The sequence below is a fragment of the Vibrio sp. 10N.286.49.E11 genome (assembly GCF_041469505.1).
Lineage (GTDB): Bacteria > Pseudomonadota > Gammaproteobacteria > Enterobacterales > Vibrionaceae > Vibrio > Vibrio crassostreae_C.
The window spans coordinates 57,869-74,506 of record NZ_JBFRKQ010000085.1 but is presented as its reverse complement, the minus strand read 5'-3'; the positions used below and the strand labels follow the sequence as shown (position 1 = coordinate 74,506).

17 protein-coding genes and 1 pseudogene are annotated in these 16,638 nt (G+C 46.6%); all 18 read right to left on the bottom strand.

Going from position 1 to position 16,638, the window contains the following annotated elements; translation table 11 throughout:
* Positions 1-169 (bottom strand): annotated as a pseudogene (locus tag AB4167_RS19580) (chemotaxis protein CheW); the annotation flags it as partial.
* Positions 156-938, bottom strand: a complete 783-nt coding sequence (locus AB4167_RS19575) for a ParA family protein (protein WP_017064111.1) — start codon at positions 936-938, stop codon at positions 156-158. The pseudogene AB4167_RS19580 and the gene AB4167_RS19575, both read right to left, overlap by 14 nt.
* 10 nt (positions 939-948) lie before the next feature.
* Entirely contained in the window at positions 949-2,073 is a 1,125-nt protein-coding gene (locus AB4167_RS19570; protein WP_102321169.1) for a chemotaxis response regulator protein-glutamate methylesterase, read from the bottom strand.
* A 13-nt stretch (positions 2,074-2,086) separates the two neighbouring features.
* The gene (locus AB4167_RS19565) at positions 2,087-4,279 is read right to left on the bottom strand and encodes a chemotaxis protein CheA (protein WP_017064112.1); all 2,193 of its coding nucleotides are present in this window, start codon (positions 4,277-4,279) and stop codon (positions 2,087-2,089) included.
* Between the two features lie 9 nt (positions 4,280-4,288).
* Positions 4,289-5,020, bottom strand: coding sequence for a protein phosphatase CheZ (locus AB4167_RS19560; RefSeq protein ID WP_017064113.1), 732 nt, complete (start codon positions 5,018-5,020; stop codon positions 4,289-4,291).
* A gap of 105 nt (positions 5,021-5,125) precedes the next feature.
* Positions 5,126-5,494 carry a chemotaxis response regulator CheY gene (cheY, locus tag AB4167_RS19555; protein WP_016767062.1) on the bottom strand — a complete coding sequence of 123 codons (369 nt, stop codon included), beginning with the start codon at positions 5,492-5,494 and terminating at the stop codon, positions 5,126-5,128.
* Between the two features lie 42 nt (positions 5,495-5,536).
* Positions 5,537-6,271, bottom strand: coding sequence for an RNA polymerase sigma factor FliA (locus tag AB4167_RS19550; protein WP_017060667.1), 735 nt, complete (start codon positions 6,269-6,271; stop codon positions 5,537-5,539).
* Positions 6,264-7,151, bottom strand: a complete 888-nt coding sequence (locus AB4167_RS19545; protein ID WP_017060668.1) for a MinD/ParA family protein — start codon at positions 7,149-7,151, stop codon at positions 6,264-6,266. The genes AB4167_RS19550 and AB4167_RS19545 overlap by 8 nt, the downstream gene beginning before the upstream one ends.
* 13 nt (positions 7,152-7,164) lie before the next feature.
* On the bottom strand, positions 7,165-8,727 hold the full coding sequence (gene flhF / locus AB4167_RS19540) for a flagellar biosynthesis protein FlhF (protein WP_136979577.1): 1,563 nt from the start codon (positions 8,725-8,727) through the stop codon (positions 7,165-7,167).
* A gap of 27 nt (positions 8,728-8,754) precedes the next feature.
* Positions 8,755-10,854: a flagellar biosynthesis protein FlhA gene (flhA, locus tag AB4167_RS19535; protein WP_136979579.1), complete on the bottom strand. Its 2,100-nt coding sequence runs from the start codon at positions 10,852-10,854 to the stop codon at positions 8,755-8,757.
* A gap of 210 nt (positions 10,855-11,064) precedes the next feature.
* A complete protein-coding gene (flhB, locus tag AB4167_RS19530; protein WP_017060671.1) occupies positions 11,065-12,195 on the bottom strand; it encodes a flagellar biosynthesis protein FlhB in 1,131 nt (376 codons plus the stop codon).
* A gap of 9 nt (positions 12,196-12,204) precedes the next feature.
* Positions 12,205-12,987 carry a flagellar biosynthetic protein FliR gene (gene fliR, locus AB4167_RS19525; RefSeq protein ID WP_017060672.1) on the bottom strand — a complete coding sequence of 261 codons (783 nt, stop codon included), beginning with the start codon at positions 12,985-12,987 and terminating at the stop codon, positions 12,205-12,207.
* A gap of 6 nt (positions 12,988-12,993) precedes the next feature.
* A complete protein-coding gene (fliQ, locus tag AB4167_RS19520) occupies positions 12,994-13,263 on the bottom strand; it encodes a flagellar biosynthesis protein FliQ (RefSeq protein ID WP_029235191.1) in 270 nt (89 codons plus the stop codon).
* A gap of 11 nt (positions 13,264-13,274) precedes the next feature.
* A complete protein-coding gene (fliP, locus tag AB4167_RS19515) occupies positions 13,275-14,204 on the bottom strand; it encodes a flagellar type III secretion system pore protein FliP (RefSeq protein WP_017064117.1) in 930 nt (309 codons plus the stop codon).
* Positions 14,191-14,631 (bottom strand): flagellar biosynthetic protein FliO, encoded by a 441-nt coding sequence (gene fliO / locus AB4167_RS19510; RefSeq protein WP_136982077.1) that lies wholly within the window; start codon positions 14,629-14,631, stop codon positions 14,191-14,193. The genes fliP and fliO overlap by 14 nt, the downstream gene beginning before the upstream one ends.
* Entirely contained in the window at positions 14,631-15,041 is a 411-nt protein-coding gene (gene fliN, locus AB4167_RS19505) for a flagellar motor switch protein FliN (RefSeq protein WP_004736208.1), read from the bottom strand. The genes fliO and fliN overlap by 1 nt, the downstream gene beginning before the upstream one ends.
* 29 nt (positions 15,042-15,070) lie before the next feature.
* Positions 15,071-16,117, bottom strand: coding sequence for a flagellar motor switch protein FliM (gene fliM / locus AB4167_RS19500; protein ID WP_017060676.1), 1,047 nt, complete (start codon positions 16,115-16,117; stop codon positions 15,071-15,073).
* Positions 16,118-16,124: 7 nt separating this feature from the next.
* Positions 16,125-16,613, bottom strand: a complete 489-nt coding sequence (gene fliL, locus AB4167_RS19495; protein ID WP_017060677.1) for a flagellar basal body-associated protein FliL — start codon at positions 16,611-16,613, stop codon at positions 16,125-16,127.
* Positions 16,614-16,638: the final 25 nt, after the last annotated feature.

The following is a 16,638-nucleotide window of genomic DNA, read 5'->3' as shown; positions in this document are numbered from 1 at the left end:
CTGGCTCTGGCTCTGGCTCTTCAGATTGTGATTCGTCGCTCGACTCGTCAACAAAAAAATCGTCAGATTCAAAGCTTTCATCACCTAACAGCGCAGTAAAATAATCATCCAGTGCTTGTTCACTGGAGAGACTTGGCTGCGCCAATGTTGATTCTTTATTCGCGCTCATTTATCGCCAACCTTTCGAGATAAATAAGCAACTGTTTATAAGCAAATACACCACGGCTACCCGATGCAAAATGAGAGGCTGGCAAGCGCTTTAGGCTCGCATCTCGAAACTTGGTATCAATAGGCACAGCAGACGTCCAAACTTGGTTTGGGTAATCATCTTTGAGCTGCGTTAATGTTTGCAGTGAGGCTTTGGTTCGCTTGTCGTACATCGTTGGGACAATCGTAACCTTAAACGGTGTTTTTCGAGACTTCTGCATGATGGTCAAAGTGCGAATCATACGCTCTAAGCCCTTCATCGCCAAAAACTCAGTCTGTACCGGAATCAATATACGATCGCTAGCAGCCAATGCATTGACCATCATCACACCAAGAATTGGCGGGCAATCAATCAACACATAGTCATAGTCGTCTTTCAAAGCGGCCAAAGCACGCTTCAAGATCAACCCCATGCCGCTTCGATTTCCCATTACACGGTCTAATGTCGCCAAAGACATGTGCGCGGGGATAATATCGATACCTTCGACTTCCGTTTGTAGAAGCAAAGGTCTTACCGTCTGCGCATTAAACTCACGCAACTGGAACAGATCAAACAGGCTCGATTCCACCGTATCTGAGTCGTAACCCAGATAGGTGGTCAGTGATGCATGTGGGTCAGTATCAACCAACAGAACACGGTGCCCCTTCAACGCAAGTAAACCTGCTAGAGTCACGGTCGTGGTCGTTTTACCAACACCACCTTTTTGGTTTGCAACACTCCAAACAATCATTTCGATTTACCTAAGCTAACCCAACTTCGACCAAGATCCTTTCCGCGATACGGTCTAGAGGGAGGTCTTCAGTAGAAATGCCAGCTTTTGCTACAGCTTGAGGCATACCGTATACAACACAGCTATCTTCGTCTTGTGCCCAAATTGTCGAGCCCGCAGTTTTCAACATACGCGAACCTTCTCGACCATCTGCGCCCATACCAGTCAGGATCATAGACAACACTTTGTCGCCGTAGATCTTCGCTGCAGAGCCGAATGTGACATCCACACAAGGCTTGTAGTTCATGCGGTCGCCGCCATCGATAATTCTTAGACGTGCAGACCCTGCGCGGCCATCAACCATCATCTGTTTACCACCTGGAGCAAGATACGCCACGCCAGGTTTTAACACATCACCGTCTTGCGCTTCGCGAACTTCAATCTTACACAAGGTGTTCAAGCGACTAGCAAAAGCCGCTGTGAATGTTGCTGGCATATGCTGAACTAACACAATTGGATGTGGGTAGTGTGCAGGGATGCGAGTCAAAATCTTCTGTAGAGCAACAGGGCCGCCAGTCGAAGTACCAATGGCTGTTAATTGATACTTCTTACCTGACGCTCTGAATTTCGCCGTTGATGCAACCGCAGGCTTCGCTGTCGAAGTCGAAGCTGCTGTTGAAATCGGCTGGCGCAATAGCGTAGATGTTGAAGTCGTCGCAGTCGCTCTCGGCGCAATAGGAGCACGACGCATAAATGCACGCTTCGCTGCAATCTGAATCACACGCTGTTGAAGCAATGCAACTGCATCGTCGCGGTTACGTGCAATGTCTTCAAACTTCTTAGGAAGGAAGTCGAGAGCACCTGCATCTAACGCATCTAACGTTGCTCTCGCTCCATCATGCGTTAACGATGAAAACATCAAAATAGGCGTTGGAGACGCGGCCATGATTTCACGAACGGCAGTGATACCGTCCATGACAGGCATTTCAATGTCCATAGTGATTACGTCAGGTCTTAGCTGTTTCGCTTTCTCAACGGCTTCTTTACCGTTTACTGCAACATCAATGACTTCTAGGCGAGCCTCTGAGTTGATGATCTCGCTAACGCGACGACGAAAAAAACTCGAATCATCAACGACTAATACTTTAATCGCCATATTTATCCTTAAATTAAATTCTTGACGCTGCTGCGTACTGCTTCAACAAGTCCGGCACATCTAGAATCAATGCAATGTGTCCGTCACTTGTAATTGTCGCGCCTGCCATTCCTGGCGTGCCTTGCAGAAGCTTATCAAGCGGCTTGATCACGACTTCTTCTTGACCGATAAGCGTATCGACAACAAAACCAACACGTTGGCTACCAAGTTGTACGATAACAACATGGCCGTGCCCTTTACGCAGTTCAACAATACCCGCTTTAGGTGCAAGCCAGTTTTGCAAGTAGAACAACGGAATAGACTTATCGCGAACGATGATCGTCAGCTGACCATCAACCACGTTTGTGCGGCTTAAATCTAGGTGGAAAATCTCGTTAACCGATGCCAATGGCAATGCAAATGGGTGACCTGCAACACCGACCATCAAGGTTGGTAGAATCGCTAGGGTTAGTGGAACCTTGATGGTGATCTTGGTGCCCTGTCCCATTTCTGAATCAATATCAATAGAGCCGTTCAGTGTGTTGATCGCTGTTTTCACAACGTCCATACCCACACCACGACCAGAGATATCCGAGATCTGCTCTTTGCTTGAGAAGCCAGGAGCAAAAATCAGGTTAAAACACTCTTTATTTGATAAGCGAGACGCTGCATCTTCATCCATCAGGCCACGTTTAACCGCGATAGCACGAAGCTTATCAGGGTCCATACCGCCACCGTCATCAACGATAGCCAGTTCAATGTGGTCACCTTCTTGAGAGGCAGACAGAATCACTTTACCCGTTTGTGATTTACCCGCAGCAACACGGTCGTTTGGCATTTCAATACCATGATCGACAGAGTTTCTCACCAAGTGAATCAGGGGATCAGCAAGTGCTTCTACTAAGTTTTTATCAAGGTCCGTTTCTTCGCCACGCATTTCAAGAACGATGTCTTTCTTCAAGCTACGAGCAAGGTCACGGACAACTCGTGGGAAGCGACCAAATACTTTCTTGATCGGCTGCATACGAGTCTTCATTACCGCACCTTGAAGGTCTGCAGTAACAACATCTAAGTTAGAGACAGCTTTCGACATTTCTTCGTCGTTGCTGTTGAGGCCTAGGCTGACTAGTCGGTTACGCACCAATACCAGTTCACCCACCATGTTCATGATGGTGTCCAGTGTTGATGTATCAACACGAACTGTCGCTTCAGCTTGTTGCTTCTTAGCCGGCACTTTAACTTCAGCTTTTGCTGGAGCGCTCGGTTTTGGCTCAGCTTTAACGGCAACTGGCGCAGCAGGTTTAGGCGCAGCTTGAGGTGCTACTGCCTTAACTTCTGCTGGCTTAGTCGCGGCATCCAATTCTTCAATCGAAGGTCCATTACCTGAGCCATGTAGTTGGTCAAGTAACTTCTCGAACTCTTCGTCAGTCATCAGATCATCGCCTTCAGACATCGCCGAAACAGGTGCTGCTGGCGGCGTTGGCGGTGGAGGAGGCGTTGAACTTGCCGCTGTCGGGCTCTTACCCGCACCGTGCAATTCATCTAATAACTTTTCAAATTCGTCATCAGTAATATCACCACTGTCAGCAACAGACTGAGGTGCAGCGGGTGCTGGCGGCGGTGTTGGTGCAGAAGGCGCTGTTGGTGAACCACCTTTACCGTGAAGCTCATCAAGCAAGCGTTCAAACTCATCTTCAGAGATATCATCGACTGAAGATGCATTGATGTTTGAGCTTTCAGCAGTAGGTTCCGGAGCAATAACAGGCTCAGGCGCTGCAACAACAGGTTCAGGGATAATAGGTGCAGGCGCTTCTACTGGTGCCACTTCATCCGCAGACTCTGGTTTACAGAGACGGTGAAGTTCATCCAATAAAGATTGGTCGGCTGGCACTAAAGGTTCCTGATCTTGCACGGCGCGAAACTGTACATTGACTGTATCTAGCGCCTGCAGCATGGTATCCATCAAACCTGATGTTACGCTGCGTTGGCCGTTTCGCAGAATGTCGAACACATTCTCAGCACCATGACAAGTATCCACCAGCTCAGTTAATGCTAGGAAACCAGCACCACCTTTTACTGTATGGAAACCACGGAAAATAGCATTTAATAGGTCTTTGTCGTCAGGGTTATTCTCAAGCTCTACCAGTTGTTCTGATAGGAGTTCAAGGATCTCTCCTGCTTCGACTAAAAAGTCCTGAAGAATATCTTCGTCTAAATCGTAGCTCATACGTTACCTTTAAAATCCAAGACTGGATAACAAATCGTCGACTTCATCTTGAGATGCGACAGCGTCTTCGCGCTCTTCTGGGTTCATAATTGGACCTTCAGGCGCAATCGATGCTTTCTTCTCTGACTCTGGAGTTGGCTCTTTTTGATTCGCACCGAATACCGTGAGAATCTCGACCAAACGTCCTTCCACCTCATTCACCAAGGTAATAACTTTGCTGATTATCTGCCCAGTTAAATCTTGGAAATCCTGAGCCATCAAGATTTCAGTCAATTGTCCGCGTAGTTCAGTACTGTCGCCTTCTACTTGGACAAGCAATCCATCAATGCGGTGACATAAAGCTTTAAATTGTGCCAGCTCAATGCGGCCATGCATCAGTTCATTCCATTGAGGCCTTACTTGAAGTAAACACTCGTGTAGGTTGTCTGCGATTGGCATACAGCGATCGACAGCGTCCATCGTCTTATTTGCCGCAACTTCCGTTTTATCAATGACATACTGAAGGCGATCCCTTGCATCAGGGATTTCGTCATTTGCGATAACGCTGATGCGTTCATCGAAATTGAATTGAGTCAAAGAGTCGTGGAGGTCGCGTGTCAGACTTCCTATTTCTTGAAGCATTGGATTGTCTTGAAGACTAAAGTTATCTTCATAAATGCTTCTCACAAGAGAATCAGCATTTTGCTGCTCATCGTTCTCAAGCAGCTCTACTAATTTTTTTGCTTGTTCTAATGAAATCATCCTGAATTCGGCCTTACTCCGCATACTTTGTGCGCTTAGGCTATCGAGATAAACAGATAACTTATCAGTCAGTGTTTACCTAGAAGTGCCTAAATTTATTGATGCTTATAAGCGATCAAAAATCTTATCAAGTTTCTCTTTCAGCGTTGCAGCAGTGAAAGGCTTCACAATGTAACCATTAACACCCGCTTGCGCAGCTTCGATGATCTGCTCACGCTTCGCTTCAGCTGTGATCATAAGCACTGGAAGGTGCTTAAGTTCTGCGTCTGCGCGAATGTGTTTAAGTAGGTCAATCCCTTGCATGCCTGGCATGTTCCAGTCAGTTACCACGAAATCAAATTCGCCTTTTTTCAGCATAGGTAACGCGGTCAAGCCATCATCTGCTTCTTGAGTGTTGTTGAAACCTAAATCGCGAAGTAGGTTTTTAACAATTCGGCGCATCGTTGAAAAATCATCAACAATGAGAATTTTCATGTTTTTGTTCAAATTAGCCTCCACTGAATAGGATCAGTGTTGTTAGTCGTTCTGTGTCCAAGCACTTAACTTAGTGCGTAAACGCTGCATAGATTGGCTCAGTATTTGGCTGACACGAGATTCGCTGACACCTAACACTTCCCCAATCTCTTTTAAATTGAGTTCTTCGTCGTAATAAAGCGAAAGCACAAGGCCTTCCCTTTCCGGAAGTTGTTTTATCGAATCGATCAAAGCTTGGCGGAATGACTCATCAGCAACCCCTTGAAAAGGCGTATTATCTTGAGAGTCTTCATTCGGAGATATTACATCATCTGAGACGCCTAAATCTTCAATTCCAACCAGTCTTGAGCAATTAATGTCAGTTAAAGCACTGTGATACTGCTCTAAACTGAGCCCCATGTGTTTTGCCACTTCGGCATCACTCGGGTCGCGGTTGAGGATACCCTCTAATTCCGCAATTGCACTGCTGATTTCTCGATTGTTCTTATGAACCGATCTCGGCACCCAGTCCCCACGGCGAATGTCATCCAACATTGCCCCGCGAATCCGAATACCAGCATACGTCTCAAAGCTTGCGCCTTTGGTACCATCATAGTTTTGTTGCGCTTCAATCAAGCCGATCATGCCAGCTTGAATTAAGTCATCAACCAATACATTAGGCGGTAATCGCCCCAACAAGTGATGAGCGATACGTTTAACCAACACAGAGTACTTCTCAAAAAAAGCCTGTTGGCTATTGTGATTAGCGTGTTGGTCGTAAGTAAGCGCTTTATTCACCAAATGGTTCCTCTATAAATTCAGTACGATTCAGCAGCCTTTCAACAAAGAACTCCAAGTGTCCGCTCGGTGTTTTTGGTATTGGCCAGGTCAAGGCTTTGTTAGCCAAAGAGCTGATTGCCAATGCAGCTGGAGAGCGAGGAAACGCATCGACTACGATTTTCTGTCTCTTGACTGATTGACGTACTTTATCATCTAAAGGAATACATGCTACGAGTTCGAGGCTCACATTCAAGAAGCGCTCTGTGACCAAAGTCAACTTTGCAAATAATTCTCGGCCTTCGCGGTAGCTTCTGACCATATTTGCAACAACTTTGAATCGCTGAACTTGGTGTTCTCTGCTTAAAAGCTTAATCAAAGCATATGCATCCGTGATCGAGGTAGGTTCATCACATACCACGACAACCACGTCTTGCGCCGCTCTTGAGAAGCTGATCACCATGTCCGAAATACCGGCTGCGGTATCAACCAACAAGATATCCATCTCGTCTTCAAGCGAACCGAATGCGCGAATCAAACCAGCATGCTGTGCGTGTGAAAGTTCAGTCATGCTTTGAGTGCCCGATGTCGCTGGAATAATTTTAATTCCGTGCGGCCCTTCGACAATCGCATCCTTAAGTTCACATTCACCAGCCAACACATGCCCAAGGTTTCGTTTAGAACGAATACCTAGCATGATATCGACGTTCGCTAGTCCTAAATCGGCATCTAGCACCATGACTTTTTTGCCTTGGCGCGCCATGCAAATAGCCATACCTAACGTCACATTAGATTTACCAACGCCTCCCTTACCACCGGTTACAGCGATAACTTTTGTGAGTGAAGGCTTGGTTAAGCGACGGAGGCCGCTAGCTTGGTCATGTATCATATTTTCATTCATATTTATCCGCCGCCTAGAGCCCTTCAGAATCGCTATTCCAGTAATGAGGTTCATTCTCTGTAGATTTTTCTAATAGCTCATTAGCCTTAGCAATCATGTACTTTGGCTGAGCTATAACGATATCTTCAGGAACTCGTTGACCATTTGCTATGTAAGCAACTGGTAATGCATTTTGTATTACGACACTGATGAATTCACCTAGACTTAGGGATTCATCCAGCTTAGTCATGATGCATCCCGACAACGGGATTCTTCTAAAGTGTTCAATTGTTTCTTGCAGCACTTTGCGTTGCGCGGTTGCAGGCAACACAAGGTAGCTATTGATAACGGAACCACTCTCTTGCATCAATGTGTCTAACTGCTCGGATAGGCGAACATCTCGTTGTCCCATGCCTGCAGTATCGACCAGAATCAGGCGACGATTACGTAACTGATATATTACATCGGCCAGTTCGCTAGAATCTTTAGCAACTCTTACAGGACAACCCATAATTCGGCCGTAGATCGATAACTGCTCATGTGCACCTATACGATATGTGTCAGTTGTCACTAGTGCGACGTTATCAGCGCCATATTCCATGGCAGCACGTGCAGCTAGCTTTGCAACAGTCGTTGTTTTACCCACGCCGGTTGGGCCAAGTAGAGCCACAATACCGCCGCGTTTTAAAATATCTTTTTGTGTAACGGAGATTTGGTCAGCAACCAGAGCTAACAGAGCCTTCCATGCACGTGCAGGTTTAGTATCTTCAGGAATGTAGCAAGCCATTTGATCGGCAAGCTCTGCAGATACACCCATACGTTCAAGGCGCTTAATAAGCATGGCTCTCAGTGGTTCACGGCGCTCAACTTCTTGCCACATCAACCCAGAAACTTGATGCTCTAACAGACGACGAATTGAGGTCATCTCTTCGCGCATCGTTTCCATTTCAGTATCAGAACCTTTGGACTGAGTGTTCTCTCGACCACGATCATAACGGGTAGGATCCAAGCGAGGTGTCGGGCGCTCTACTCTGCGGTCTTCAGCAATCAACTTAGACAAACCCGTTTCACGAGCAAATGCTGAATCAAGATTGCCGTGAGACTGTTGGTTTCCGTGAGATTGCTGATGGCCATGAGACTGCAAATTGCTTTGAGTCTGATGACTATGAGGCTTATGACCCGTGCTTGATTGACGATTGAGCAATGCTGACAATGAATCTTCATTTCCAGCACGATGTTGTGGCTCATCATCGGCGCCATGACTGTATTGCTTTAGCATATTCGCAAAGCGCTTGGTCATTGAGCGTCCACCTTCAGCATTCGACTGCAGGCTAACCTTGTCATCGTCTAGTTGACGTCGCCCTGCAGGAGTTGCGGGCGCGGCCATTTGCGTATATTGGCTTTGGGCAGGCTGCTGAGGTTTATTTAGTCTCTGGCTCGCTGTCGACGGGCTGGATTCGCCATCAATAGCGGCAACAATTTCCACGCCACCTGCGACCTTTTTGTTAGACATGATCACCGCTTCTGAACCAAGTTCTTCTTTAACTTGGAGCAGAGCCGTTCGCATATCTTTTGCAAAAAATCGTTTAATTTTCAATTCGATTGTCCGTTCTAATTAGGCGGCTTAATTACCAACAGCTTGTACGATACGTATCTGCTTTTCGTCCGGTATTTCTTGGTAAGACAAGACTCGCAAGCTTGGAATCGTGTTCTTCACGAACTTAGCCAGAGTCGAACGCAACACGCCAGAGGTCAATAGTACCGCGGGCTCACCTTTCAGCTCTTGCTCTTGTGTAGCGTGGCTGAGAGAGGTCTGTAAACGTTCGGCTAAACCAGGTTCAATACCAGCAGATTCTCCGCCGGATGCCTGCATGGTTTGATGCAAGATTTGTTCCAGCTCAGGAATCAAGGTTATCACTGGTAACTCGGGCTCTATACCATTGATTTCCTGAACAATTAATCGTTTCAATGAGATGCGAACCGCCGCAGTAAGTATGTCAGGTTCTTGACTCTTACCTGAATACTCCGACAAAGTTTGGACTATGGTTCGAATGTCACGAATTGGAATCGCTTCATTCAGCAGGTTCTGTAGCACTTTCACAACCACACCCAACTGCAATTGATCCGGTACAAAACCTTCCACCAGCTTAGGTGTTGAGCGGCTGAGCATCTCAAGTAAGTTCTGAACTTCTTCGTGGCCAATGAGCTGCGATGCGTTGTTGGTTAGCAGCTGGCTAAGGTGTGTCGCCAGTACTGTAGAAGAATCTACAACGGTATAACCTAGAGCTTGTGCGTGTTCACGCTGCTCTTCACGAATCCAAACCGCTTCAAGGCCAAAGGCAGGGTCAATCGTCGGCTCGCCATCGATCATGCCATAGACTTGGCCCGGGTTAATCGCGAGTTCCATGTCTGGCTTAATCTCAGCTTCACCCACAGCAACACCCATCAAGGTAATGCGGTAGCTGTTTGGTGTCAGTTCTAGGTTATCGCGAATGTGTACTGCTGGGATCAAGAAACCAAAGTCTTGAGACAGCTTTTTACGCACACCTTTAACGCGTTCAAGCAATTCACCACCTTGGTCTCTATCAACCAAAGGAATTAAACGGTAACCCACTTCTAAACCAATAATATCGACAGGTTGAACATCATCCCAAGAGAGCTCCTTCTGAGAGCCTACTTCTCCATTGGCTTCAACCGTGGCCGGAAGGTTAGGTTCTTCCGCCTTCTTCTTGTTCTTTTTATCGATGTAGTACGCCCCCGCGCCTGCAACGATGGCAAGGCTCAAGAACGAGAAATGTGGCATGCCAGGAACAATACCCATAATGCCAAGGATGGCGGCAGTGATCATAAGGGCTTTAGGGTTGTCGAACATTTGGAAGACAAGTTGCTCGCCCATATCTTCATCGGTGTTTTGACGCGTTACCATCATCGCAGCTGCAATAGACAGTAATAGAGACGGAATTTGTGCTACCAGACCATCACCGATAGTCAGTAGTGTATAGATTTCGATTGCTTCGCCAAAACCAAGGTCAAACTGAGCCATACCAATGCTCAAGCCACCAATGATGTTGATGAATAAGATTAAGATACCAGCGATCGCATCGCCTTTAACAAACTTAGAAGCACCGTCCATCGAACCGTAGAAGTCAGCTTCTTTGGTTACTTCAAAACGTCTCAGACGCGCCTGGTCTTGGTCGATCAAACCTGCGTTCAAGTCGGCATCGATTGCCATCTGTTTACCCGGTAAGGCGTCTAACGTGAAACGCGCGCTTACTTCCGAGATACGACCCGCACCTTTGGTTACAACCATGAAGTTGATGATCATAAGAATCAAGAACACCACTAGACCTACCGCATAGTTACCACCGATAACCACGTTACCGAAGGCTTCAATCACATTACCGGCCGCGTCGCCACCTTCATGACCATGAAGCAATACCACACGTGTCGAAGCAACGTTCAAGGCCAATCGAAGTAGAGTCGCAATCAGCAGGACGGTCGGGAATGCAGCGAAGTCTAAAGGCCTGCGGGTATATACCGAGACCAGTAGCACAACCATAGACAGTGCAATGTTGAAGGTGAAGAACATATCCAACAAGAAAGCTGGAATGGGCAACACCACCATAGCAAGCGTTGCAAGTACCATAATAGGTGCACCAATCGCAGGCATGGCACGGTTAGGGATTTTAGGTAGCTTGTCCGCAAAAGGCAGGGAGAATTTCATAAATCTAGACAGTTTCGCTATGTTGTAGCTCTCTGAACAAGTGGATTAGGTCTTAGTCAGGGCTGTTTGCTATGGGCTTATAATGTTCAGGCTACTACAGCAAACACTGTACCAACATCTCACGTCAAATTATCGCCATCACCTCTATAAAAGGAAGATTAGCTAGCTCGCTATTATCAGGGTTCATCACGCAGAGCTCAAGCAATTGATCTAATGACGTAAATCAGGTGGGATCGGCATATTAGAATCTTGCAGTTTTGGTCGCTCACCACCTCGTTTTCGGTACTGTTTAAGCTGGAAAACATATGCAAGCACTTGTGCAACTGCCGTAAACAGACCGTCAGGAATTTGTTGTTCTAGCTCAGTGGTGTGATAAAGCGCCCTCGCCAATGGCGGCGCTGGAACTATATAGATGTCGTTTGCACGCGCAATCTCTCGGATCTTCATCGCCATGTGGTCGACACCTTTAGCAACCACAATTGGTGCTTTGTCTTGATTCTGCTTATAGCGCAGCGCCACTGAAAAGTGTTCCGGGTTGGTCACAATCACATCCGCTTGAGGAACGTCTGCCATCATGCGACGCTGAGCCGCTTCCCTTTGAAGCATACGAATTCGGCCTTTCACTTCCGGCTTACCTTCAGTGTCTTTGAATTCGTCTTTGACTTCTTGTTTGGTCATCTTCAATTGATCGGCGTGTTGCCAGATCTGGAACGGGATATCAATCGCCACCACAATAAGCAGCGAGCAACTGATCAACAGGATGAAATTGAGCAAGATATCCAAGGCATGGAAGATGTTCTGTGGGTACACATCCATACTCAGCTGCATTAAATCATGCTGAGAGGCTTGAATCAGATAAATCGCCATCCCCGATACGAGCGCTACTTTAAGAATAGACTTGAGCAGTTCAACCCAGCTTTGCAGGCCAAACATACGCTTGATGCCACTGAGTGGGTTGAGCTTAGACGCCTTAGGCATTGCTGCTTGCATTGAGAAGTTAATCCCACCGACACCCGCAGCGCCGATGACGGCAGCAACAAACAAGGTTATCAGTATCAAAAACAGCGGGAACAGCAGGTTCACCAGTGCACCACCAGCGATTTCTAGGAGTTTGTTAGTGTCAAAAATTTCGTCGCGACTCAAAGAGAACAGACGTTGCATGGCCTCGAACAAAGCCTTCGCCATCGATTCGCCAAACCACATTAAAGCAATCGCACCGACAATTAATACCGATGCTGACGCTAGCTCTTTTGACCTTGCAACCTGCCCTTTCTCTTTGGCTTGTTGCAAGCGTTTGGGCGTGGCGTCTTCTGTGCGTTCTTGACCGTCTGACTCTGCCATTTCAGTCTCCTAGCAATCTAACCGGATTAGACGACATATCTGTTGTTCGCCCTGCATCCAGAATAGCTCATAGTGACTATACAAGCCGCCAAGGATGTACCAACAAAGTAACAGACCCACGAGTAGCGCAAATGCAAAACCCAAAGAAAAGATGTTTAATTGAGGTGCCGCACGCGTCATTACACCAAAAGAGAGGTTAATCGTTAGCAGCGCAATAATCCCCGACAATGACATCGCTAATGCCGTTTTGAACATGATGCCGAGCCACAACGCGAGCTCTCGAAAATCCACAGAGGTTAGAGAGCCACTGCCAATCGGCAAGGTCTTAAAACTAAACACCACCAGCTGCAGCATTTTCAAGTGACCATCGGTCGCCAAAAAAAACATGGTCGCTAGCAGCATGAACAGCTGACCAAGTACCGGCGTATTTTGCCCGTTAGCCGGGTCGACCATTGATGCAAAACCCAAGCTCGATTGCATACCGAGGATCTGACCCAGCATAACAAAGGTTTGAATCATGAACTGGGTAACAAAACCCATGGCCACGCCAATCACAATTTGCTCGAAGACAGTCAGGAAGCCTTGAAAGGACAGAAGTTCAATCTCTTTGGGAACGGCCGGAATCGCAGGCATCACCGCAAAAGTGATCGCCAAGCCTAAATACAGACGAATACGCGGCGACACGAAGCGTGCCCCTGTTACCGTCATCACCATCAGCATCGCTGAGATGCGAGTGTATGGCCAAAAATAATTGGCTAACCACTCTAGTACAAGGCTCGTTGGGTATTCCATATCGGTTTAATACAGAACTTGCGGCAAGCGTTCGATGAGCTCAAAAAAGAACTCCATCATCATCTGGGTCATCCAGTGTGCGAATAGCATCAACGCCAACAAAGTTACGATCAAACGCGGCAGGAAACTCAGGGTTTGTTCGTTGATTGAGGTCGCAGCTTGGAAAACAGCCACAACCAAACCGATCAGCAGGCTAGGAATAATGATGGCGCAAACCATGATTAATACCATCCAAAGGGCATCTCGGAACAACTCTACGAATATTTCAGGATTCATTATTCCCCCAGCTACAAGGCAAAACTGCCGGCGAGTGTGGAGAGTATCAAGTTCCAGCCATCAACAAGAACAAACAGCATCAACTTAAACGGCAGCGATACAATCATCGGTGACAACATCATCATACCCATAGCCATCAATACCGATGCCACCACCAAGTCGATGATTAGGAAAGGCAAGAACAGCATAAATCCGATTTGGAAAGCCGTTTTTAATTCCGATGTGATAAATGCTGGAATCAGAACCGCCATCGAAACATCTTCAGGGTTAGTCACTTCCGCGCCAGAAATCTCAACAAAGGTTTCAAGATCTTTGATTCGAGTCTGCTTGAGCATGAAGGATTTAATCGGTTTTTGGGCAACATCAAATGCCTGTCGTGCCGATATCTGTTCATTAAGATAAGGCTGAACTGCTTGTTCGTTAACTTGATTAATCACTGGCGACATGATGAAGAAGGTCAAGAATATCGCGATACCAATAATGACTTGGTTAGACGGTGTTTGTTGTAGACCCATCGCCTGACGCAAGATAGACATCACAACCACAATACGAGTGAACGATGTCATCAAAATCACCATCGCCGGCAAGAAGCCAAGCATGGTCATTAACGCGAGAATTTGCAGGTTAATCGAGTAGTCTTCACCGCCATTGGCATTGGTTGTCATGGTAAAGGCAGGTATGCCGCCACCATTGCCAGTCAAGCTGCCCGTGGTCATGGTTGTCGATTTGGCTTGGTCTTGTTCCATCGTGCTGATAGTGACCGATTCCGAGCCAGCGGTATTCGCAGGAATGACGGTGCCGTCTTCAGCTTGTGCAAATACCGACACACTGAATACGATTGAGCATAGGAGAATAAGCTGAACCAACCACACTTTCACCGCTCGGAAAGCTCCGGCTTGGTGAAAGTAAGAGGAGTTCAAAAGTCCGTTACTTGTTTGCATCTTTTTTTATTAGCTGGGAAAGCTGACTTGAAAATGTACTTTTTTCCAGCATCTCCTGAGTAAGAGGTTTATCGAGCTTAGAGATCAGCTGAATCGATTGTGTGGTAATCCCTACCAAGAACTGTTCATCACCCGCTTGCACAATAGCGATACGCTCTTTAGTACCAACAGGGATTTGCCTAACAATCGCCAAACCTTGTTGATTCGACATCGCAGGTACTTGCATTCGCTTGAGTAGCCAAGCAATAAATAAAATGAAGGCTATAACGAAAATTAGCGACCCAAAGGTGGTCGCTAAATCGAGAGAAGGCGGTGTTGCTGCAAAAGCAATGGAAGGAACCGTTAATAGCCCTACTCCCAAGATTCCTCGTAACAAACCTGTCATTCCGAGAAAAGAGCCCGCAAGTCTTTGAGACAAAAAGCTCATTAACGCAGCTTCTTAATTCGTTCTGTTTGGCTAATAACGTCAGTCAAACGAATACCAAACTTGTCGTTCACCACAACCACTTCACCATGAGCAATCAAGGTACCGTTTACCATCACATCCAGTGACTCACCAGCAATTCTATCTAGCTCAACAACCGAACCTTGGTTCAACTGAAGTAAATTACGGATACTGATCTGAGAGCGACCAACTTCCATCGAAATAGTCACTGGAATATCCATAATGGTATCCAGCTTACGACGCTCATCTTCAGAAATCGGAGATGATGAATCGGTTAGCTCATCAAGTGGTGCCGCAAGCACATCATCAACATCAATTGACGGCGCTAAAGGATCTTCACCAAGTGCTGCAGCCCATTCGTCTGCTAGCTTTTGATCTTCACTAGGTTCCATTACCAATTCCTATACTTTTATCTATTTTACTATTCGTCGTCATCATCACTGTTTTCGAGCTCAGACAATAAGTCTTTACCTAGAAAAGCGAGATCAGTTTTAACCACATGTGGTCTTTGAATTTTTTCCGAAATCTGTACTGCAAGCTTCTCACCAGAACGGCCCATTTTCACACGATAAGTCGGCAGTTCTTCGACAAACATGGTTGCGTGCTCAGGCATGTTCATTGGGATAACATCACCAGGGCGCAGCTCCATCAGATCACGAAGGGAAATATCTTGCTCTAGCAAATTCACGCGGAAATTGACGGGCACATCCATGATCTCATCACGCAGTGCGGTACTCCAACGAACATCGGTTTCCATCTTGTCTGATTGAACACCCGCATCAAGCAGTTCACGGATCGGCTCAACCATGGAGTAAGGCATGACAACGTGGAAGTCACCACCACCGCCATCCACTTCAATGTGGAACGAACTCACAACAATCACTTCGGTTGGGCTCACAATGTTCGCCATACTTGGGTTCACTTCGGAATCCAAGTATTCAAACTCAACCCCCATCACTGGCGACCAAGCTTCTTTGTAATCTTCAAAAACAATTTTCAGCAGTAACTGAATGATTCGTCTTTCAGTAGGCGTGAATTCACGACCTTCAATCTTGGCGTGGAAACGACCATCACCGCCAAAAAAGTTCTCTACGAGAATGAAAACCAGACGAGCTTCCATGGTGATGAGTGCCGTACCTTTCAATGGACGGAAACGAACCATGTTTAAACTGGTGGGTACATACAATGTGTTTTGGTACTCACCAAACTTCATCATCTGTACGCCGTTGATCGACACTTCAGCCGTTTTACGTAACATATTAAACAAGCTGATACGCATATGACGTGCGAAGCGCTCGTTAATAAGTTCAAGGGTCGGCATTCGACCACGGACGATTCGATCTTGAGATGAGAAGTCGAAATTGACCGCATTGTCATTTTCGGTTTCTAAGACATCTTCAACTTCTTCAACATCATCAACGCCATGTAACAGCGCATCAATTTCGTCTTGGCTTAATAAATCGGTCACAAATTACCTATTGAATTACGAAGTCAGTGAATAACACTTTTTCAATCACAGGCTGGCCAACAGCTTGAGCCAGGCTTGCTTTAATATCTTCTGTTGCCTTATTACGCAGTTCCACGCGGCCTGTTGGTGAGCGCAATTGATCAACCGTTGCCGAAGCGAACGTGGCCAGTAGCGTACTTTCTACAAGTGGAGAGTGGTAACGAGCCAGGTCTTCATTCTTACTGCCACGTACCATGAGCTGTGCTTTTATCTGAACTAGGCGATCTTTTTTGTCACCTGTCACATTAAACAAGAAGGGCTGAGGAATATTAACATACATAACCGGCTCTGCAGCGACCACAGCCGTTGCTGGCTGAGACTGAGATTCAGAGGCGCTATCGTCAGAACCTAAGAAAAAGTACAGCGCACCACCTATACCAAGCAGTAACACAACTACGGCAATAATAATTATAAGGAGCTTGCTCTTCCCTTTAGGTGCATCTTGTTCTTCGGCCATATCTTACTCTAACTTCCTGTTCTTG

Excerpts from the sequence above, each read along its gene's own strand:
- fliL (WP_017060677.1), bottom strand. The coding sequence starts at position 16,613 with ATGGCCGAAGAACAAGATGCACCTAAAGGGAAGAGCAAGCTCCTTATA.
- AB4167_RS19575 (WP_017064111.1), bottom strand. The coding sequence starts at position 938 with ATGATTGTTTGGAGTGTTGCAAACCAAAAAGGTGGTGTTGGTAAAACG.
- cheY (WP_016767062.1), bottom strand. The coding sequence starts at position 5,494 with ATGAAAATTCTCATTGTTGATGATTTTTCAACGATGCGCCGAATTGTT.
- AB4167_RS19570 (WP_102321169.1), bottom strand. The coding sequence starts at position 2,073 with ATGGCGATTAAAGTATTAGTCGTTGATGATTCGAGTTTTTTTCGTCGT.
- AB4167_RS19545 (WP_017060668.1), bottom strand. The coding sequence starts at position 7,151 with ATGAATGAAAATATGATACATGACCAAGCTAGCGGCCTCCGTCGCTTA.
- flhB (WP_017060671.1), bottom strand. The coding sequence starts at position 12,195 with ATGGCAGAGTCAGACGGTCAAGAACGCACAGAAGACGCCACGCCCAAA.
- AB4167_RS19565 (WP_017064112.1), bottom strand. The coding sequence starts at position 4,279 with ATGAGCTACGATTTAGACGAAGATATTCTTCAGGACTTTTTAGTCGAA.
- flhA (WP_136979579.1), bottom strand. The coding sequence starts at position 10,854 with ATGAAATTCTCCCTGCCTTTTGCGGACAAGCTACCTAAAATCCCTAAC.
- fliN (WP_004736208.1), bottom strand. The coding sequence starts at position 15,041 with ATGGAACCTAGTGAAGATCAAAAGCTAGCAGACGAATGGGCTGCAGCA.
- fliO (WP_136982077.1), bottom strand. The coding sequence starts at position 14,631 with ATGAGCTTTTTGTCTCAAAGACTTGCGGGCTCTTTTCTCGGAATGACA.
- fliP (WP_017064117.1), bottom strand. The coding sequence starts at position 14,204 with ATGCAAACAAGTAACGGACTTTTGAACTCCTCTTACTTTCACCAAGCC.
- fliR (WP_017060672.1), bottom strand. The coding sequence starts at position 12,987 with ATGGAATACCCAACGAGCCTTGTACTAGAGTGGTTAGCCAATTATTTT.
- AB4167_RS19560 (WP_017064113.1), bottom strand. The coding sequence starts at position 5,020 with ATGATTTCATTAGAACAAGCAAAAAAATTAGTAGAGCTGCTTGAGAAC.
- fliQ (WP_029235191.1), bottom strand. The coding sequence starts at position 13,263 with ATGAATCCTGAAATATTCGTAGAGTTGTTCCGAGATGCCCTTTGGATG.